This is a genomic window from Microcoleus sp. B9-D4, from assembly GCF_036705105.1.
Lineage (GTDB): Bacteria > Cyanobacteriota > Cyanobacteriia > Cyanobacteriales > Microcoleaceae > Microcoleus.
Window position 1 is genome coordinate 1 of record NZ_JAUBTS010000013.1, and the last position, 21,973, is coordinate 21,973.

The following is a 21,973-nucleotide window of genomic DNA, read 5'->3' on the forward strand; positions in this document are numbered from 1 at the left end:
GAGAGAAAGTCCAAGTCATCATTACTGATGGTTTTATGCAGGCTACTTCAGTCTACACCAATTGTCATGAGTATTACATAAAAGTCTAGGAAAATATCATCCTAGCAATTGCTCCCTTCTGACTTTTCAAATCAAGCAAAAGGCGAGCCGATTTCTCATTAGCGCGCCTCCTAATTGAATTTTATTTTGTCAAACGTCATTGAGGAGATTTTTCCCATTTGAAAAAAATCATGAAGCCGTCTTGCTAGCGCGGCGGCGGCGTGCTGCAACCAAGCCACCCAAACCGAGAGCCAAACCAGTCATTGTCATCGGTTCGGGAACTGCTTCTGCGCTCACGGTGAAGTCTTGGAAGTCTGCATCGTTCTTGTTACCACGATCGTCGAAGGAGATTAGTGTGCCTCCATTAAACAGAGAACCTGTTCCGTTGGTGAATTGTCCTGCAGCTTTGAAGACGTTCGTGGTTTCTTTGTTGAGTGCGTTCCACAGTGGCGATTGCGCGCCAAACACCGCTTGCTGGCTGCCGCTGTTCAAGGCTGAGGTCGAGTAGACACTGCCGTTGCCGCCGCTGTTGAGTCCCAAAGTATAAATTTGATTGGCCAAAAATGTGAATACTGTCGATCCAGAACCCAAGACTGTATTGCCCAGAGTTCCTTTCCATTCGTTCTTCCAGGTGTTGTCTGAGGATTTAGTTTCAGAAAACAAGGTGCTAACTAGAGATACCGCCGAGTTGTTCACACTGTATATCCCCAAAGAGGAAGTATACGCACCGTGAGATTCTTTGAACTTAAAGTTGACACTTGTATCTTGGTCGAATTTGATGCCGTTGGTACCAAAGGAGAAGGCCTGAGCTGGAGCTCCGGCGCCAAACAGAGCTGTGGCGGCGGCGGTAGCTGTGAGGGCGGATAATAGTTTGGTATTCATAAACCTGTTCCTTTTGTGCGAGGGTCTTAATATTTTCATTATGCGATACTTTGTTTGTATTTGGAGCACTTTAGGTAAAGTTTGACATATTCTTTATCAAGCCTTTACATATCCTTTATAAATGCTGTCGCGATCCTCCGCCCGCGGAGGATCGCTCCCTCCTAATACCCACTAAATAATTATAAATATAGTGGCTTGAAACCTTGCAGTCGCGGGCATGAGAGCGCGGGGCAGCCAAAGTGATGGGGATGGGGCTTATGCTAATTTTTTATTATATTCTCAAGTCTAAATCCTCAATAGCAAACACTTAAGTATAAATACGGTAATATTCGTGGGTACTGACAGTTAAAAGAGTTTTCTATTAACCCGAAACTGGGAATGTTTCTTTTTTGGGACTTGTATAGGGGAGTTAAAGTAGTTTATCTATCGGGTAAATTACCTACAAAATGGGATCGTTGGGTCTACGTATTTTGGTTGAATTAAATAGAGCCCGTGGCGTGAGATATGCCAAAGATGCGATCGACCAGATGCAATTTCAGCAGATTGAAGCGGTAAAAGACCGGATTGCCCCTCAACAAAGATTGTATGGAGAAGCTGTGGGCCCGTCTTTGCTCCCGATCGCCCGCATCAAAACAGACCGCTGTAGCGTTCCTCGGCCCAAGGTTCGCCCCGCCGATGGTAGCCGTTGCGTTCCCAAAAACCGAGTTCTTCGGTTTCTGTAAACTCCAGGCCGTTAATCCATTTGGCGCTTTTCCAAGCGTACAAGTGGGGAACTACGAGCCGCATTGGGCCGCCGTGGTCTGCGGATAGAGGTTCGCCGAAGACGGTGTGGGCGAAAAAGTTTTCTTCTCGGAGGAGGTCGGCGATCGCAATGTTGGTAGTGTAGCCGCCGTAGCAGTGTTCCAAGACGTGCATAGCTTTCGGATCGACTTCTATATAGTTCATAAAATCTGTGACTTTGACTCCCGTCCACTGCACGTCGAGTTTTGACCACCGGGTGACGCAGTGAAAATCCGCAGTAAAGTTACTTTGGGGCATGGCCTGGAAGTCCGACCAAGTGAAGGTTTTTGGTTTTGCCAATCCCCAGACTTTAAATTCCCAACTTTCAATGCTGACAGAGGGTGTATCGCCGTAGGTCAGCACAGGAAAGCCGTTGGCGAGGTATTGACCTGGGGGGACGCGATCACTGTTTTCTGATTCTGGCTTGCGAAAAAATTTGCCCAGCATTGATTCACGCTCTACAGTAACTGACTGCAATCCTGAGTATAGCTTGCAGAGATGGCCGCATTGCAATTCATCTCAAGGTAGAAAGCTTTCAGGACTTCTGCCGAAATAAAAATCCCACAATCCTGCCTGATGCCAACCTACTTCTGCCTTCTGAGAGAGGCTAAGCTAAAAATTCCAAAATATATCACCCCATAGTATGAATTACCTAACCTTAAATTTTATCGCAATTGATGGTGCATTTCTGAATCTTTGATGTATTGTAACAATATGCTCAGATGCCATATGTAAAAAAAACTGATGGGGTAAAAATCATGATCGCAAGTTGCTTGATTCCGTTGACGATATGCTTGATTGCTTGGTGGGTGACTGCCGGGACTGACAACAGAACGCTAGACGGAATTCCGGCTCCCATAGCTGCAATTATTGGAATGTGTTCGTTAATTTGGTTGGTGGCGGTGTGTCCTTGGCCTGTTGAACTCGCTCTAGTCTTAGCGGTGCTGGTTTTCGGCAAAGCTTATTTGCAAAAAATCTTGAAAGTCGGCTGAATTTTCTGGGCTAGCGCTCCTATGATTTGCGGGAGCGCGATCGGGTGCTGCTACGTTGTTAAATACGTTGTTAAAATTTTTCGCAATTTGTCTGGCTAGGTTCTCAGAGGGGGTCGCAAAGACGGAACCAACCCCAGAACTGGTGAAATTCAATTTACCAAGAAATTGGGTCTAAAGCCCCGTCCTTCGCTCGACGGCTTTAATTAATTATCAACTTTTGTTAATTGTTTTCTTGAACTTTCTTGCATTGTGTTCATGGTAGAGTACAATAGCCATACTACAGGTAGAATAACCGCCGATACACATGAGACACCACGCTCAAACGCCTGGTCCCAAAACAATAATGGTTAGTGGGTGGCGAAAACCACGAAAAACATAGCTGGGCTAACTAATGTAAGCCAAAATCAGAGACTAAACTTTTTATTTCTAAAATGTACTGTCTAAAATGTACTGTGGGGCACACAGAAACAAGAGAAGCAATTCTCGAAAGCTTGGGGAGACAAACCCTCGCGAGGCTATCTAAATTAAGCTCGATATTTGGTTCTTTTGAACGGATACCTGGTTTAAACACTGCCGAAAGGATAGATAGTTTTAAGGTAGGTCGCAGAACCAAGAATCCCCTCGCCTTCAGGCAGGGGAGTGTCAAATATTTCGGTTAAAAATTAGAATATCAAGATCGACAGAGAAACCCGGTTCATCTTAGATAAACCGGGTTTGTGGGGGGCTGAAATTTTCAAACATCCCGCAAGAATTGCTTAGGACTTAGACAGTCGGAACACAAGAAACCGGGTTTCTGAGTCCAGGAATGTTGCTGTATGTGCGTAAAATGGCGAGCTGGTGAAATACCTAACACTAACCTTGCGGTGAGCCTGTAGGCTTCGTGTCTCATTTGCTGTTGCGGGCGTTGGGTATCCCATTACTGGGTATTCGTCACCTAAGACGATCCAAGTCTTACACAGCATAAGAAAGCTTTGCAGCCTTTATCCCTTCTTCGGGAACCCACGCAGAAACCCTGTTTCCCAAGGCAAAAAACTATTCCGTAGGACAAACTTGGATTGTATTTCACATGTTTGACGTATCCCAATAACCAGCGGTCTGTCTTTTCCCCCTTTCTCTCGCAGTTATCCTTGGTAAGCATACTACTGCTACTGTGACCTGTTGTTTGCAGCCGAGTGGGTGGGTCGCAACCACTTATATCTTACCATCTTTTTGTGAGAAATCAGGAAATTTTTGATTATTTCATAGACCTTGCGAAAGCTTATATCCCAACGCCCAATTGAGTACAATTACAGCGTGGGACTTACGCCGATTGAGTTAAATTGGCAAGCGACTGATATCTTTATTAGAACCAATTACTACCATCACCTCGCCCTTTCTCAAGCGTTCGCTGGGCTCCGGATTAATCTCGAACTTGTCGGCGCGCCCGACTGCTAGCAAGTTCAAACCATACTTGCGCCGGAGCTCCAATTCGGAGATGGTTTTACCGTCAAACTTTTCAGGAACGAGCAACTCAACGATGCTGTGATCTGGGTCGAGGTCAAAGCGTTCTAAAATGCTGGGTTTTGTAAGAAGGCGGGCCACAGAGCAGCCCATTTCTCGTTCGGGAAAAACTACATGATCTGCGCCGACTTTTTTCAACAGTTTTAAGTGAGTTTCCGAAGAAGCTTTGGCTATTACGTGACGTACCCCCCCTTCCTTAAGATTAAGGGTGGTGGTAATGCTTTCTGCTAGGTAATTGCCGATCGCAACAATCACTGTTTCAAATTCAAATATACCGGCTTCCCCAAGAGCGCTAGGCTCAGTAGAATCTAACTGCAAAACGTGAGCAGCAATGCGCTCGCTCAAAGCTTGAGTTACTTTTTTTTCATCGGTGTCAACTCCCAAGACTTCGTAACCCAAGCCGTGCAGAGTCGAACACACAGCTTTGCCGAAGCGTCCCAAACCAATAACTGCAAATTGCTTGTTGTCGGCGCGCAAAGTGCGAAAAAAATTCAAAGATGACAGGTTCACTAAATTTCCAGCGCTGAGCGTCTTGCTGTTTACATTTTAGCAGAGACAGCGCCGCCTCCTTTTGATTTTTGGGTAAGTAGTAAAAGTTGATTTGGGTTGTCACCCATTGTTTAGATTATCAGCAACGAGGCAGGATTTTTTTATCCCACTAACAAACTTTCCTCAGCATACTTAAAAGACCTGGGTTTTGGGTCGCCGAATGCAGCACTTATCAGCAGCAGCACCCCAACCCGACCTATGTACATTGTAGCAATCAAAATCAACTTACCGATCGCTGAAATCGTGGGTGTAATCCCAGTGGAAAGACCGACCGTGCCAAAAGCTGAAACTGCTTCAAACAGCGCTGCGATAAATTCTACTTCGGGATTGGTCAGCTCGATTAAAATTGCAGATGTGAACGCGACTAACAGGGAACCGAAGACTACGCTAATGGTTTTCAGAATCATTGCTGGCGGGATTTGGCGCTGATAGCACTCCACATCTTCCTGGCCTTCGATAACTGCTGTGGTACAGCAAAACAATATCCTAAAAGTTGTGGTTTTGATTCCGCCGCCGGTGCTGCCGGGACTGGCGCCGATAAACATCAGCGCGATGGTCAGAAATAGCGAGGCTTCGCTCATTTGGCCAATGCTAATTGTATTGAACCCCGCCGTGCGGGGAGTAACAGATTGAAACCAAGCGGCCATCAGCTTTTGAGGAAAAGTTAGAGAGCCGAAAGTGTCTGGGTTGTCGTATTCCAGCACCAAAAAGGCTAGCGTTCCTAAAATTAAAAGGACAGCCGTTGTAGTGGTAACAACTTTGAAGTTCAGGGAAAAAACTGTGCAGATAGGGCTTTTGTTGAAACGATCGCGCAGCCACAGGTACATTTCCATAATTACTTGATAGCCGATTCCCCCAAATATGATTAAACCACTGACTGTGAAGTTAACCATAGGCGAACTGATGTAGCCGATCAAATTATCTGAATAGATGCTAAAACCCGCGTTGTTAAAGGAATTAACGCTGTGAAATATAGCAGACCACACACCCTCTTTAAATCCGTATTGGGGGACGAAAACCGTCATCAGCAAAAACACTCCTGTTAATTCAAACAAAAGCGTTGTTGCTAGAATTGACTGCACGAGTTGTACTACGCCGGCTAGCCCGGATTTGTCGAGAGATTGTTGCAGAGCAATTTTGTCTTTCAAGCCAAAGCGGCGCCCCAATAACAGCAGCAAGAAAGTCGTGGCTGTCATGTAGCCCAAACCTCCTATTTGCACCAGTAAAACTAGGCACAGTTGCCCCCAAAAAGAGTAATATTTTCCGACATCCACAACCGACAAGCCCGTGACGCAGACAGAGGAAGTAGAGGTAAACAGTGCTGTTATTGGATCGCTCCAAGTTCCATCAATTGTGGAAAAGGGCATCATCAGTAATAGAGCACCTGCGAGGATGACAGCGAGAAAGCCCAAAGCAATGGTTCGCGAGACAGTCATTCGATTTTAGATTTTAGATTTTAGATTTTAGATTTGAGAGGGAAGCCACAAATCGATTGGAGATTTGAGGTTTGAGAGGGAACCCACAAATAGAGCGTCGGGCTTGAAATCAGGACATCTCTGTTTGGTGAAGGCCGGAGACCGATCGAACTCAATCGCCAAATTCTATGACAACATCGGGAAAATAACGGTAGAATTCCTTTAATAACTTGCGATCCGGCGATGACATCAACACTTTACCAGCAAATTCAGCAACTTTACGACGCTTCTAGCGGTCTGTGGGAGCAGGTGTGGGGCGAACATATGCACCACGGTTACTACGGCCCGGATGGCAATTTGAAAAAAGAGCGCCGACAGGCTCAGATAGATTTGATAGAAGAACTGCTGGGCTGGGCTGGAGTACCGTCAGAGAAGGCACTCTGTGAATCTTACCGCATTCTCGATGTCGGTTGCGGCATCGGCGGCAGCACGCTGTATTTGACTCAAAAGTTTAGTTCGATCGCGGCAAATAATTTAAAGTTGGATGGCAGGAGCGATCGTGATTTTAGCAGATCTGCCGAACCAAATAAAACGGGCGCTAGCGTCGTTACAGCGACCGGGATTACTCTGAGTCCGGTACAGGCCAACAGAGCGACCGAACGCGCTAAAATTGCTGGGCTTGAAAGCAATGTGAATTTTTTGGTAGCCGATGCTTTGAATATGCCTTTTCCTGACGAGTCATTCGACTTGGTTTGGTCGCTCGAAAGTGGCGAACATATGCCCGACAAAATTAAGTTTTTGCAGGAATGCTGTCGCGTACTCAAGCCGGGAGGAACTTTGATTTTGGCAACTTGGTGTCACCGCCCGCTGGGAGAAGCGGCGGGTGAATTAACTGATGAAGAGAGAAAGGAATTGGCAGAAATTTACCGGGTTTATGCTTTGCCTTATGTGATTTCTTTGCCGGAATATGAGGAAATTGTCCGCAGTTTGCCTTTGACAAGTATTCGCACGGCTGATTGGTCAAAAGCTGTTGCTCCTTTTTGGGATGTGGTGATCGATTCTGCTTTGACTCCGAGCGCGATTTGGGGTTTGCTAACGAGCGGGTGGACGACTATTCAAGCTGCACTTGCTCTCGGATTGATGAGCCGTGGGTATCAGAGCGGGTTGATTCGTTTTGGGATGATTTGTGCTGTAAAATAGCAGGCATATATCAGAGAAGTTTTGAGTGTTGAGTTGATGAGTAAGGTGTGCATTGCACACCTTAGAAAATATTATTTGTGTGGTGCGGGTGTGAGATTTATGGGCAATGATTCGATTGGCAAGTCTTGGATTGATAAAAATGGCTCGGCTCAGCAAAGCTGGCTGAGGGCATTTTGGGAGTTTTGTCGGCCGCACACAATTGTGGGGACTAGCTTGAGTGTATTGGCTTTGTACGCGATCGCCCAAAGTGCGCGGCTGTTTGTGAATCCTGTATTTGGGGCCCTAGCTTTTGCCTGGTTGGCTTGCATTTGCGGCAATATTTATATTGTGGGATTGAACCAGTTAGAAGATGTTGAAATTGATAAAATTAATAAGCCGTATTTGCCGATCGCATCGGGAGTGTTTTCTCGGAAAACCGGGGAATTAATTGTAATTGCAACGGGAATTATAGCAATTTTGACTGCTGTTTTACAAGGCCCGTTTTTGCTGGCTACCGTTGGCGTTAGTTTGGCGATTGGGACTGCTTATTCTCTGCCGCCAATTCGGCTGAAACGCTTTCCTTTGTGGGCGGCGCTGTGCATTTTTACTGTGCGGGGCGCGATCGTAAATTTAGGGTTATTTTTGCACTTTAATTGGGTGTTGGGTTTGGGAGGGGCGAAAAGCGCTTTTTCGGGCTGGATTTTGGAGAGTGTGTCTTTTGAGATTCCTGCGGAAGTTTGGGTGCTGACGGTTTTTGTTGTGGTGTTTACGTTTGCGATCGCCATTTTTAAAGATATCCCCGACATGGAAGGCGACAAGCAATATAATATTACTACGTTTACGATTGAGCTGGGCAAGCCTGCCGTCTTTAATTTATCTCGCTGGGTGTTGACGGTTTGTTATTTGGGCGCGACTTTGGCTGGAGCGATCGTATTGTCTAATGTTAATTTAGTGTTTCTGGCAGTTTCTCATTTGGCGGCTTTGGGTTTGATGTGGTTTTGGAGCGTCAAAGTTGATTTGGACGATAAAATAGAAATTGCGGCATTTTATCAGTTTATCTGGAAGTTGTTTTTCTTAGAATATCTGATTTTTCCCGCCGCTTGTTTGTTGGGGTAGAAGGAAGAAGGAAGAAGGAAGAAGGAAGGGGGAAGAAGGAAGAAGGAAGGGGGAAGGGGGAAGGAGGAAGAAGGAAGAAGGAAGAGTTAACAAATTAGAAGAAGTTGGCAATTACAAGTTAGCGAACTCCCAAACAACTAAGACAACTATGGCTTCTCAAAAAAAATCGCGGAAATCTGCCTGCAAACTGGGTGCCGAAGACTCTTTGAAATTAGCTTGGGAACATCACCAAGCGGGCCGTTTGTTAGAAGCTGAGAATTTGTATCGGCAAATAATAGAAGTGCAGCCGGAATCAGCAAACGTGCTGTGTTTGTTGGGAATAGCCGCGAGACAGCAGGGAAAGATTGCAGAGGCGATCGACTTTTACGAAAAGGCGATCACCCAAAACCCCAATTTTGTAGAAGCACATTTAAATAAAGCTAATCTTTTGCTGGATGTAGGCGAATATCAAAGGGCGATCGCCAGTTACGAACAAGTAATCAAAATCCAGCCAAATTCCGCACTCACTTACAATAATTTGGGCTGGGCAAAACAGCAATTAGGCGAAATAGAATCGGCTATTTTATATTACCAAACAGCGCTGCGACTCGACCCAAAGCTGCACGAAACAGCGCACAACTTAGGAAATTTATTTAAACAAACAAATAAATTAAACGAGGCGATAGCTTATTACGTCTACGCTTTAAAAATCAATCCAAATTTGACATATTCCCTGATGGGGTTGGGAACAGTTTTGCAGCAGCAAGGTAAATTAGCCGAAGCTTTCAACTGCTACCAGCAAGCTGTAAAACTAGAGCCAGACAATCCCGAAGCTCACAACAATGTAGGAGCATTTTACCACGAACAAGGCAATGTAAAAGTCGCAATATCCTACTACAGACAAGCATTAAACTTAAAGCCAGACCTCGTGGAGGCTATTAACAATCTCGGACACGCTTTGGTCGATTTAGGAGAATTTAAAGAAGCTTTTTCTTGTCACAGTCGAGCCTTGGAATTGCAGCCAGAGAACGCCATCGCCCACCTGGAATTAGCTTTAACTTTGCTATTGTTCGGAGATTTTCAGCGCGGTTTTGCTGAATATGAGTGGCGGTGGCGCACTCCGCAACTACAACCGAGGCAATTTAAACAGCCGGTTTGGGATGGTTCGGATTTGCAGGGAAAAACTATTTTACTCCACGTCGAGCAAGGCTTCGGCGATTCTATTCAGTTTATTCGCTACGCGCCGATTCTTCGCAGCCGAGGGGCTAAAGTTATGGTGGCTTGCTATCCAGAACTGATGCGGTTGTTTGCGACAGTTGCCGCCATTGAATATTTATCAGTGAGTCTTGAGGGTTTGCCAGAATTTGACGTTCACGCGCCGCTGATGAGTTTGCCGCGAATTGTCGGGACAACTCTGGAAACAATACCTGCCAATGTTCCTTATTTATATCCGCCTGCTGAGTGCAAGTTTGCGCTTTCTTCGGATGCCAAATTGAAGGTAGGGATTGTTTGGGCGGGGAGTCCGAAGCGCCGGAAAGACAATCAGCGTTCTTGCAGCTTGAGCGATTTTATTCGATTTTTGGATGTTCCGGGAATTGCTTTTTATAGTTTACAAAAAAACTTGTCCGAGAGCGATCGCACTTTGTTGCACCAACACTTAGTGCCGGATTTAACTCCGCATTTGAACGATTTTGCTGATACCGCTTCGGCTATATCTCAACTGGATTTAGTCATTAGTGTCGATACGGCTGTGGCGCACTTAGCCGGTGCTTTAGGAAAACCGGTTTGGGTACTGCTTTCTTTTGCTCCTGACTGGCGTTGGCTGCTGGATCGTGAAGACAATCCTTGGTATCCAACTGCGAGGCTTTTTCGCCAAAGTCAGCCGGAAAGTTGGCAAGAATTGTTTGAGGAAGTGCAGGCGGCTTTGAGTTTATTTGCGAGCGCCAATACTGCTAGTTATTCCGAGTATTCTGCCAAAGATTCGCTTGACTTCGTTTCACTCGCCATGACTGCTAATAATACGCCTGACCTCGATTCGGTGGGTGTCAAAATGACAGGTGCAAGCGTGGTTCAAGAGAGTAAACAAATATTTGTGATGGCGAGCGAAGGGTTAGCGGAACGCTCCACAGCTAAGCAATCGCAGGGGATTGAGACATCGGTTGCGATCGCAACGGGTGGCGATAACCCGGTTGTTTTAGAGGATTTATTGCGGCAAGCAGAACATTTGATGGAAACAGGAGATCGGGAAGAGGCGATCGCCCTTTACGAACAAATCATATCTCTTGAGCCAAATTGCGTTCAAGCGCGGATTAATTTTGGTTTTCTCAAGCAAGAAAAGGGCGAATTAGAAGCCGCTATCCCGCATTACCGAGAAGCTTTAGCCATCGCTCCAAATATTCCTCAAACAGCTTACAACTTGGCAAAGATTTTTGAGGAACAAGGTCAAGTGGAAGAGGCGATCGCACATTACGAGCAAGCTCTTGTAGCTCAACCGGATTTCGTACCTGCGTTAATTAATTTAGCCGTGGCGCTGCAAGAAAAAGGCGAACTTTTCAGGGCGATCGAGCTGTACCGGCGAGCGCTGGAAATTCATCCGCATAGCTGGGAAGCTTACAACAATCTGGCAACAGTGTTGCAAGAACAGGGCAATTTAGAAGATGCGCTGGACTATTATCACAAAGCTCTAGAATTGCTGCCGGATTTTGTGGAAGCTATCAACAATTTAGGCAGGACGTTTCTGGAAAAAGGCGCGGTAGAAAATGCAATATCCTGCTACAGACGAGCGATTCATTTAAGTCCAAATCACGCTAGCGCTCACCTGAATTTATCCTTGGCTTTGCTGTTGGTGGGAGATTTGGAAAATGGTCTGGCTGAATACGAGTGGCGCTGGCAAATTAAAGAATTTCACACTGGTCATTCCTGTTTTTTGGCGGGAGCGGAAAATACTGTTTCGGCGAGAGAATATCGGCCGCTATGGGACGGTGCGGATTTGGTGGGAAAGACTATTTTGCTGCACGCCGAACAAGGTTTAGGTGATTCGCTTCAGTTTATTCGCTACGCTGCGATCGTCAAAAATAAAGGCGGTAGGGTTATTGTTGGCTGTTACCCGCAATTGCACCGTTTATTTGCAACGGTTGAGGGCATTGATTTGCTAATAGTTAAAGGGGAGCCCCTGCCGGAATTTGACGTGCAAGCGCCGATGTTGAGTTTGCCCTATATTCTTGGTACAAATCTGGAAACAATACCGGCAAATACTGCTTATTTATCTCCGCCACCGGGTGCTGAATTTGGACTTTTGCCCGATCGCACTTTGAAAGTTGGCATTGTCTGGGCGGGGAATCCAAAACACCGCAAAAACAAGCAGCGTTCTTGCAGTTTGAGTCAGTTTCTGCCGCTTTTGGACGTTTCCGGGGTAAGTTTTTACAGCTTGCAGAAAGAGGTTTCCGAGGCAGATCGCGCGCTGTTGAATCAAAGGTCGATCGTAGATTTGAGCCCGCATTTTGGCGATTTGGCTGATACTGCTGCTGCGATCGCCAAACTGGATTTAGTCATTAGTGTCGATACCGCTGTCGCCCATTTGGCGGGCGCTTTGGGCAAACCAGTGTGGATTTTGCTGGCGTTTTCGCCGGATTGGCGGTGGCTGTTGGAGCGTGAAGATAGTCCTTGGTATCCGACGGCGCGGCTGTTTCGCCAGCATCAGCGGGGCGACTGGGAGGACGTTTTCGATCGGGTGGCGGAAGCTCTAGGCGCGGTTGCTGCTGCATTTGTGCCGTCGGATTCGGCGGATGCAGAGTTTCGGCGGGGCGTGGATTTGCAGCAGCAAGCCGATTTTGGCGCTGCGATCGCATGTTATGAACGAGCGATCGCGATCGATCCAAATTACGCGGCCGCGCACAGCAATTTAGGTGTTGTCAAACAGCACGCTGGCAGGCTACAAGAAGCGATCGCGCACTACCGACAAGCGCTAGCAATCGACCGGAATTTGGCGGAAACTGCGAGCAATTTGGGCAGCGCGCTTGCGGAAGCAGGGGAGACTGAAGAGGCGATCGCAGAATACGAACGGGCGCTTTCTTTGAACCCGAATTGCCCGGAAGCGCTGATTAATTTGGGGCTGCTGCGGGAAGAGCAAGGAGATGTGGCGGAGGCTATAAGCTGCTACGAGCAAGCTATTCAAGTCAATCCTAATTGCGCGGCGGCTTATTTGAATTTGGGAATTGCTTTGGAGGAACAAGGGGAGGAAGCGGCAGCGGGCGCGAATTACGAACGGGCGATCGCGAATTACGAACGGGCGATCGCGATCGAGCCTAATTATTTAGATGCCTTGCACAACTTAGCATACGCCTCGATCCGACAGGGGCGAGTTGCAGATGCGATCGCATACTACGATCGAGCTCTGGCGCTGCAACCGGATTTGGCAGAAACCGATCTTGCTTTGGGGAGTTGGCTGTCAAACCAAGATAAGTTAGATGAGGCTCTAGCTTTTTGCCAGCAGGCGATTCAGAAATTGCCAGCCAGTGCACAGGCTCACTGCAATCTGGGAATTGTCCTGCAGAAACAGGGCAAAATTGAAGATGCGATCGGCTGCTATCAGCAAGCTTTGAGCCTGAAACCCGACTTTCCACAAGCTTTGAACAATCTCGGCCAAGCTTTTGAGGAAGCGGGAAAAATGGCAGAGGCGATCGATTGTTACCATCGGGCGATCGAACTCAAACCCGGCTATATCAATCCCCTCTACAGTTTGGCAAGTGCTTTCCACAATCGCGGACAATTTGCGGATGCTCTCACCTACTACAGCCAAGCAGTTAAATTCAATGTCGCTAGCCCCGAATCTCACCTAAATTTAGGTTTAGCTTTGCTGCTGGCGGGAGATTTTCAGCGCGGTTTTTCCGAGTACGAATGGCGACTGCTGGTTCAACAAAAAGAGTACCCGGGCTACAGTTTTCAACAGCCGGTTTGGGACGGCAAAGATTTGCAAGGAAAAACTATTTTGCTTTGCCCGGAACAGGGTTTAGGCGATGCAATTCAGTTTATCCGCTACGCAGATTTAGTCAAGGAAAAAGGCGGTAGGGTAATTGTTTGGTGTTTGCCGCACTTGCACCGCTTGTTTGCACAAGTTGCGGGAATCGATGGGTTAATAGTTAACCCAGAGGATGCGCCGGATTTTCAAGTGCGCGCGCAGCTAATGAGTTTGCCTCACCTTCTGGGAACAACTTTAGAAACTATACCGGCGAAGGTTCCTTATTTAGCTTCGCCGCCCGGTTTGGAATGTACTATTCGCCAAACTGCTAATTTGAAAATAGGGATTGTGTGGTCTGGAAATTCTCAACATTCCCAAAATAAGGTGCGATCGTTACCGCTAAATTTGTTGTCCAAACTGTTAGATATTCCGGGAGCAGAATTTTACAGCTTGCAAAAGGAAATGACAGCAGACGATCGCGCTTTGTTAGAGCAAATGCCCGTAACAGATTTAAGCTCTAATTTGCAAGACATGGCCTATACTGCGGCTGTAATATCGGCTCTGGATTTAGTCATTAGTGTCGATACTGCTGTGGCGCACTTGGCTGGTGCTTTGGGCAAACCCGTGTGGATTTTGCTGTGTTTTGTGCCGGATTGGCGGTGGATGTTGCATCGCGAAGATAGTCCTTGGTATCCCACGGCGCGACTGTTTCGCCAGTCTACAGCGGGAGATTGGGAAGGAGTTTTAGAAGAAGCTGCTTTGGCGCTGAGAGAAAAAATTTGTCAGCATCAAGAATATCTACCGCCCAGAGAAACTCAAACCAATATTGAATTATATCACAAACAGTTTAATCAGGGAAATATTCTCAAGTCGCAAGGAAGATTTTCCGAGGCGATCGCTTATTTTAAAAATGCTTTGGTTTTGCAGCCAAATTCGATAGAAGCCGCAACTAATTTGGCAGTGACGCTGCACCAAACAGGCGATTTAGCCGAAGCTGCCGCCTATTATCAGCGCGCGATCGAAATCGACCCTAACTGCGCTCAATCTCACAATAACTTGGGTATTTTGCTGCAAGATCAAGGCAATATAATGGCTGCTATATCTTGCTTTCAAAAGGCGATCGCCCTGAATCCGGTTTACGTCAAAGCTCTCAACAATCTCGGCGCGATACTCCAGCAGCAGGGCGAGTTGCCAAGTGCGATCGCCTGTTTTCATCAAGCACTTTCTGTCAATTCCAATTATGCGCCAGCGCTGGTAAATTTGGGTGCGGCCATGCAAACACAATTTCAGCTAGCCGAGGCTGAACGCCTTTACGAGCTGGCAATTGAATCCGAACCAAACAATCCTACAGGACACTATCACCTGGGAACGTTATGCTTGGCTGCGGGCAAAATAGAACAGGCAATTTCTAGCTTGGAACTAGCCATATCTTTGCACCCTAATTATATAGAAGCTATTACTAATTTAGGCAGTGCTGTTGAACAATTAGGAGACGTGAATCGAGCAATTTTTTGTTACAGTAAAGCTATCGAACTTGATGCAAATTGTGTTAAAGCTCACTTCAATTTAAGCTTAGTCTTGCTGTTGACTGGGGATTTGCCGCGCGGTTTAGCAGAATACGAGTGGCGGTGGCAAACAGAACAGGCGAAAAAATTGCCACGGTTGAATTTTGACCAACCAGTTTGGGACGGTTCAGATTTGAATGGGCAAACTATTTTGCTCCGATCCGAACAAGGTTTGGGCGATGCCATTCAATTTGTGCGATACGCGGCCATTGTCCAGCAAAAAGGCGGCAAAGTAATCCTTTCTTGCTATCAAGAACTGAAGCGTTTATTTAAGCAGATTCCTGGGATAGAACAAGTGGTGATTCGGATGGATGAATTGCCTGATTTCCAAGTGCAAGCACCGCTGATGAGTTTGCCGCATATTCTGGGAACAAATTTAGAAAATATACCGGCAAATGTTCCTTATTTAGCTGGGCCGCCGAATTGGCAATTTTCTCTAAATTCCGATCGCAATTTCAAAGTTGGGATTGCGTGGGCGGGAAGTGCGGAACATTTGAAGGATTTTCAGCGATCGAGCGATTTAAGCTATTTCCTGCAATTCTTAGATGTTCCCGGTGTAAGTTTTTACAGTCTTCAGAAAGACTTATCGCCTGAAAATCGTAGTTTATTAACTCAAATTCCTGTGATAGATTTGAGCGACAATTTGAACGATTTTGCCGATACTGCGGCGGTGATATCGCAACTAGATTTAGTAATTTCTGTTGATACTGCTGTCGCGCACTTAGCTGGTGCTTTGGGTAAATCGGTATGGATTTTGCTATGTTTTATGCCGGATTGGCGGTGGATGTTGGAACGCGAAGATAGCCCTTGGTATCCGACGGCGCGGCTGTTTCGGCAGCAAAAACCGGGCGATTGGGAGGGAGTATTCGATCGCGTAAAAACAGCCTTGCTAGAGAGCATAAAAACAGCCTTGCTAGAGAGGGCGGGCACGGGGGCACCGCCCCTACAATCTACTCGTTCCCAGGCTGTGCCTGGTAACGCAGATACCGAAGCTTCGCCTCGATTTGCCTTATCGCCCGCACAGGTACAATTTTACATAGCAAATGCTTTACAAAAACAAGGTAAAAAAGCAGAGGCAGCCGCTCGTTACGAACAAGTAATTGCTGTCTCACCCAGCCACGCAGAAGCCCACAGTTGTTTAGGTGATCTCAAACAGGAAAACGGGGAAATAGCCGAGGCAATTTCGCACTACAAACAAGCGCTAGAAACCAATCCCAACCTGAGCGAAACAAACTTATATTTGGGTTCTGCCCTCGAAGAACAAGGAAAAGTCGCAGAGGCGATCGACTTCTACAATAAAGCAATTCAACTACGTCCCAACTCGCCAAATTGGCGCTTGAGACTAGCCTTAGCTTTGCTCTTAACTGGAAATTTTGAGCGTGGTTTTGCGGAGTACGAATCGCGCTGGCAAACTCAACAATTGGATCGGCGCTCTTTTGAGAAACCACTTTGGGACGGCTCTGATTTGCAGGGAAAAACAATTTTATTGCACCCTGAACAAGGTTTTGGCGATACGATACAATTTATCCGCTACGCGCATTTAGTTAAGCAAAAAGGCGGCAAAGTTATTGTTGCTTGTCATGTCTTGCTGAAGCGTTTATTTGAAGGAGTTGCAGGAGTCGATCGAGTAGGAGTCAAGCCGAGCGATTTGATTGATTTTCAAGTGCAAGCCCCGCTGCTAAGTTTGCCCAGAATTCTGGGAACTACTTGGGAAAATATACCGGCGAATATTCCTTATTTAGCTCCGCCACAGGATTTTAAATTTTATTTAAAGCCGAATAATAATCTAAAAGTAGGTATTGTGTGGGCGGGCGGCCCGCTGCACCGCAACAATCATCAGCGATCGTGTAAATTGAGCGATTTTCTGAAATTTGTAGATGTTCCGGGAGTGAGTTTTTACAGTCTTCAGAAAGATTTGTCAGGGGGCGGTTCCTTACAGGATAGCTGCGCTTCACGCACTTTATTAAAGCAACACCAAATTGAAGATTTGAGCGAACATTGCGTCGATTTTGCCGACACAGCAGCAATTATTTCGCAACTCGATTTAGTAATTTGTGTAGATACTTCTGTCGCGCATTTGGCCGGTGCTTTGGGCAAACCCGTCTGGATTTTGCTGTCTTTTGTTCCCGATTGGCGCTGGATGTTGGAACGCGAAGATAGCCCTTGGTATCCCACTGCGCGGTTGTTTAGGCAGCAAAAAGCTGGTGATTGGGATGGAGTTTGCGATCGTATAAAAGCAGCCTTGCTAGAGAGGGCGGGCACGGGGGCACCGCCCCTACAATCTACTCGTTACCAGGCAGAGCCTGGTAACGCATATTCAGAGGCTCCGCCTCGGCTTCAACCCCCAGAAACTCCGCCTCAAATTAACCCCCCAGAAACTTCCCCACAAATTACCGGAATCGGCATTAGTTGGCCGATCAGCATCACCAGTGGCTGGGGAATTTACGCCCTGAATTTAACACTACAACTGCGGCAAAATCCTGCCTGGGAAGTTGCACTTTTAGCACCGCCATCAATCACCTCAGAATCAATGAATCCGCTGCATAAATCGCTGTTGTTACCTGTAATTGAAAAGCACAAAAGTTTTCAGGAATTAGTAGCAGCCAATTCCGACAAACAAATCAGTTGTAATTTTCCCGTACTTTACGCTTTGGGGAATAATTTAGCATCCTCTGGAGTTGACAATCAAATTACCAGCGCTTGTCAAATAGGAGTCATATTTTTTGAAGACACACGAATCACAGCAGAAGCACTAGAAACGGCCAAAAAATATAGCGTGATTGTCGCAGGTTCTAACTGGAATGCGGATGTTTTGAGAAGCCGCGGCTTGACTAATGTGGCGATGGTACATCAAGGAATTGACCCAACAATTTTCCATCCTGCACCCAAATCTAATCTATTTGGCGATCGCTTCGTCATTTTCTCCGGCGGCAAATTGGAATATCGCAAAGGTCAAGATATTGTAATTGCCGCTTTCAAAAGATTTCGCGCCAAACATCCAGAGGCTTTGTTACTAACAACATGGCACAACTTCTGGCCTCAGTATATGTTAGGAATCGAACAAACCGGAAACGTGGCCGGACTTCCCAATATCAACCGCGACGGAAGTTTGGAAATTTCCCAATGGTTAGTGGCGAACGGTTTGCCGATTGACTCTTTTATCGACATCGGCTTAATTCCCAATTACCTCGCTGGACAACTTTTGCGAGAAGCCGACTGCGCTGTTTTCACTAACCGCTGCGAAGGTGGCACTAATTTGGTCGCGATGGAAAGTATGGCGTGCGGAATTCCGACTATTTTATCAGCAAATACTGGTCATTTAGACTTAATTTACAGCAACATTTGCTATCCTTTATGGAGTCAAGGACGAGTTAAACTAACTCCTCCTTTTTCCGGTGTAGAAGGTTGGGGAGAGTCTGATGTTGCAGAAGTTGTCGAGGCGTTGGAACAAGTTTATACTAATCGCGAAGAATCAAAACGTCGCGGTTTAGCTGCGGCTAATTTTATGCTGGATTGGACTTGGGAAAAACAGGTTAAGCGTTTTTTGGATGTGATTGCCGATATGTAGATAACACTAAAGTCCTGACTACACACTTTCGGAAAATTGTTCGTAGTAAAGACTTTAGTCATTCTTAAAAAGATTAATTTTCGATTGATTCCAATAGTTTGTTAGCACTATTTACACTTTCAATATCGTATATTTCTGGATTGTAAGAAACAATTTGTGCTACCAATTTATGATGGTAACTTTGAGCTTTTTCATTCCTCGAACCATGAACGCGACGATAATTAAGAACTATTTCTCTCGTTCCCAAAAAAGGAATGCTATGTTTGTGACAATTAACCCAAAATTCCCAATCCTCATAACCTTCTTTCATCTCTGCTTTATAACCGTTGACCAAATTCCAAACTGACTTGTGATACAATGAAGACGTGCAAATCATATTAGATTGTTTGATATTTTTGGGTGAATATAAATCATAACTGGGTATTGTGTGATTTTCATTGCCGCCAAAAAGTTGATAAGAACCAAATGCTATGCAAGGTACTTTGGATTTTAGACATATTTCTAAAAGACACATCAAGGCATTTGGAGATAAAATATCATCGCCATCTAAGGGCATTATGTATTGGCCGTTTGCTGACGCTATGCCAGTATTTCTAGCCATTGATATCCCTTGATTAGCTTGTTCTATTAGCCTAATTTGATGCTGGGGATTTGTTGCTATCAAATTTTTGGCTGCTGTGCTAGTAGTATCTAAGCTGCCATCATTAACAATGATTATTTCCCAATTTTTGTAAGTTTGATTGATAACGCTAGTTACTGCTTGCGACAAAAAATGAGCTTGATTGTAACAGGGAATAATCACAGATATTAAAGGCCGATATTCCAACTGGGGTGCTGCAACTTTTTTGACGTTTTCTGACTGTAATTTTTGGGCGGAATTTCGAGCAGCTTGCAAGCTATAAAAATAAATCTTGGGATGGACGATCGCTAATTGATTCAGATCGGTATTTTGATACTCATTTACTAACCTCGGATATCCCGACAAGTGCTCTTGTTTAACAAAAATCAAGATATTCTGAGCGTACCAAGGCTCGACTTTTTCATTGTTCCATATTTTTTTTCTCAAGCAGTCAATAACTGCATAGCCGTTTTGCTGAAAGTAATAAACCCAATATTGTGGCCACTGTTCGTTAACGTGTTCGACGCCTCCTTGAAATGGTATCGCAGCAGAAAACAGAATCACTGGTGCTAGTTGAGTGAGAGAATTAACAAAGTTTTCGGCACAGGTAGCCGGTAAATGTTCGGCAACTTCCAGAGAAATTGCTAAGTCAAACTTTCTGTTTATTTGCAGCGGTTGCTTTAAATCGGCGGATTGGAACTGATTTAAAGGAATTTGTAAAATAGTGCGATCGACATAATCGCCATCTATTCCCAAACAATCAGAAATTCCCAACTTGTGAAACGCAGCTAACCAGCTTCCCGTACCGCAGCCCACATCCACCACACTTTTAGGTAAAATGGGTTGCAGCAAGTCTAACAGCAGGGGAATAATTTCTCTAGCAGAAGTGCGAGTTCCTTCTCCGATTAATTGGTAAAAATCTCTTGTATAAAATGACTGTTGGTTTTGATTAGTTTGGCTGGCTGTTTGAGAATTAGTTGTCTCTAAACTGCTAATCTTGTACCCGTGCAAATGTGCTGGCAACTGCCAGGAAATCTTGGGATCGGGTTGATGTTTTACTGGCTCGACTTTGCCCCGCCAAGCAGCACCCATAATTTGCATTGTTTGATAAATTACAGTATTCCATCCCCTTTCTTTCAAGTAGTCTAAACCTTTAGCAACATCGGGAGCGGTTAAATCGTGAAATAAAATTATTGCATCTTCCTCAGCCAATTTTTCACACGCAATGGCATCATTTAACGGCCCATCACCTCCGTGTTCTCCGTCAATAAAAATTAACGACCATTTGCGGTTGAATTGAGCGGAATATTCTTCTACTCGTTGGGGGCTATAGCCTGGTATTAGCTCGACTGATGTTTGAACGCCCGACGCATTTAGAGCACCTTGAATTGAATCGATGACGCTTTGTCTGATGTCTTCTCTTTCTAACAGCGGATCGACAACATCTAATTCAACTCCGGCGAGTGCTAAGTGACAGGCAGACCAACCCAGCCAGCAACCTATTTCTAATGCTTTTTTACCTTTGAATTGCAGAGCCGTATTGTAAAGAATATGTGCTTCGTCGCGGCTGAGAAATCCGACTGAGTTAGCACGGCGATCGACATACCAATTGTGCTTGATTTCCCGGCGCAAATAAGGCCACGAACAAGTCTGAGTATCCCCAACAATCATGTTGGGGAAGTACGCATCGGGGAGAATAACTTTCAATCCGGGCGAGACGTAATCTCCGGCGGGCAGCCAAGTATTGTTTGTGATTTCCAATAACGGCAGTAATGTCATTTGTTCTGGTGTTAAATTAGGATAGTTTTGCTTGTTTATCGGTTGGTAGCGGAGACTAATTTCTATTTGATTTCTGTCCGTCGTTGCTAATTTTACTAAGTCGTGTTTGTATCCAGTCAGGTGCAGGATACCGATTTTTTCTTGTGGCAAATACGGCTCGACAAAACAGGCTTGGTGCTTGTCCCAAACAGGCAAACCAAAGTTGCAACTCCAGTTGCACCGAGCCGGGAGCATCTCTGTTTTGTCAAACATTTCAGTGCCGTAAACTAACCGATTTAAAGCTATTTGGTCGGTCATTAAAGAAACGTGTCGCTGCAATCCCTCTGCCAGATATTCTGCCCACATTTCCCAATGAGGTGCGTCTTTTTGCAGCGCGAAAATACCTGCATTTATGGTTGGATAGCTGTGCAACTGTTGGGCTACTTCTTCGCCAAAAGCTGCCTGATAATCCCGGTAAACAAATTGCCAGTACCAAGGCAGTTTGCCGTAAGCTAAATAATAACCCCGGTCGAGTTCTGCAACAACTGCTAAACCGCGTTTAGCCGCGCCTTTAACTAACAGTTCAACAGCTTGCCAATCTTGCACCCAAGCATCGGCATCTATCCAAAGGTAGATGTCAGAACTAGGAAAATATCGACGGAGAAACGGACGCGCTAAAAGTCCTTTGAGATAGTGAGGAGCTTCATTTCTACCAGGAAAGTCAAAGTCCCAATCAGGCTTTTGAATGATATTAACTTGTGTTTTTAACCAATGCAACTGTTCGGGAGTGCAGCCGAGATCGAAAAAGCCGATCGCCACATTCTCACCCTCTGGTTTTTCCCGCACCGATAAAATAGTACCTTGCACCAATTCAAAGTAATTTGCATCGGCGGCCGTGATGATGATAATCTGCATAAATAGTAACGGGTGCATCTCGTTGGGTGGGGGCGGGTTTATGTAACCTGTTTGCACCGTTGAGGAGAAGGGGTGAACCTCCCCCTACAGGCTGCTTGAAAAGTCTGATTAAATTATAGGATAGGGTAGGGTGCGCCCAAGCACCGCAATATTCATAAAA

At 45.7% G+C, this 21,973-nt stretch carries 9 protein-coding genes; 4 read left to right on the plus strand and 5 right to left on the minus strand.

The window, feature by feature from the left end; all coding sequences use genetic code 11:
* Positions 1-228 precede the first annotated feature (228 nt).
* Together QUB24_RS10650 and QUB24_RS10655 are read right to left on the minus strand one after the other, a co-directional pair.
* The gene (locus QUB24_RS10650) at positions 229-921 is read right to left on the minus strand and encodes a PEP-CTERM sorting domain-containing protein (RefSeq protein WP_333153147.1); all 693 of its coding nucleotides are present in this window, start codon (positions 919-921) and stop codon (positions 229-231) included.
* 627 nt (positions 922-1,548) lie between these two features.
* Positions 1,549-2,148: a sulfite oxidase-like oxidoreductase gene (locus QUB24_RS10655; protein WP_333153148.1), complete on the minus strand. Its 600-nt coding sequence runs from the start codon at positions 2,146-2,148 to the stop codon at positions 1,549-1,551.
* 275 nt (positions 2,149-2,423) lie between these two features.
* Here QUB24_RS10655 and QUB24_RS10660 point away from each other — a divergent pair, with 275 nt between their 5' ends.
* Positions 2,424-2,693, plus strand: coding sequence for a hypothetical protein (locus QUB24_RS10660; RefSeq protein WP_333153149.1), 270 nt, complete (start codon positions 2,424-2,426; stop codon positions 2,691-2,693).
* 1,314 nt (positions 2,694-4,007) lie between these two features.
* On the opposite strand, the gene QUB24_RS10665 is transcribed toward QUB24_RS10660, so the two are convergent.
* Together QUB24_RS10665 and QUB24_RS10670 are read right to left on the minus strand one after the other, a co-directional pair.
* Positions 4,008-4,703 carry a TrkA family potassium uptake protein gene (locus tag QUB24_RS10665; protein ID WP_333153150.1) on the minus strand — a complete coding sequence of 232 codons (696 nt, stop codon included), beginning with the start codon at positions 4,701-4,703 and terminating at the stop codon, positions 4,008-4,010.
* 140 nt (positions 4,704-4,843) lie between these two features.
* The gene (locus QUB24_RS10670) at positions 4,844-6,178 is read right to left on the minus strand and encodes a TrkH family potassium uptake protein (RefSeq protein ID WP_333153151.1); all 1,335 of its coding nucleotides are present in this window, start codon (positions 6,176-6,178) and stop codon (positions 4,844-4,846) included.
* A 222-nt stretch (positions 6,179-6,400) separates the two neighbouring features.
* On the opposite strand from QUB24_RS10670, the gene QUB24_RS10675 reads away from it, so the two are divergent.
* The 3 genes from QUB24_RS10675 (at position 6,401) to QUB24_RS10685 (ending at position 18,521) form a co-directional block, all read left to right on the plus strand.
* Positions 6,401-7,357 (plus strand): methyltransferase domain-containing protein, encoded by a 957-nt coding sequence (locus QUB24_RS10675; protein ID WP_333153152.1) that lies wholly within the window; start codon positions 6,401-6,403, stop codon positions 7,355-7,357.
* 99 nt (positions 7,358-7,456) lie between these two features.
* Complete coding sequence (locus tag QUB24_RS10680) at positions 7,457-8,452, plus strand: homogentisate phytyltransferase (protein WP_445300398.1); 996 nt, start codon at positions 7,457-7,459, stop codon at positions 8,450-8,452.
* Between the two features lie 148 nt (positions 8,453-8,600).
* Positions 8,601-18,521: a tetratricopeptide repeat protein gene (locus tag QUB24_RS10685; protein ID WP_333153154.1), complete on the plus strand. Its 9,921-nt coding sequence runs from the start codon at positions 8,601-8,603 to the stop codon at positions 18,519-18,521.
* A 73-nt stretch (positions 18,522-18,594) separates the two neighbouring features.
* Here QUB24_RS10685 and QUB24_RS10690 read toward each other — a convergent pair whose 3' ends face one another.
* On the minus strand, positions 18,595-21,813 hold the full coding sequence (locus QUB24_RS10690; RefSeq protein WP_333153155.1) for a glycosyltransferase: 3,219 nt from the start codon (positions 21,811-21,813) through the stop codon (positions 18,595-18,597).
* Between the last annotated feature and the right edge of the window lie 160 nt (positions 21,814-21,973).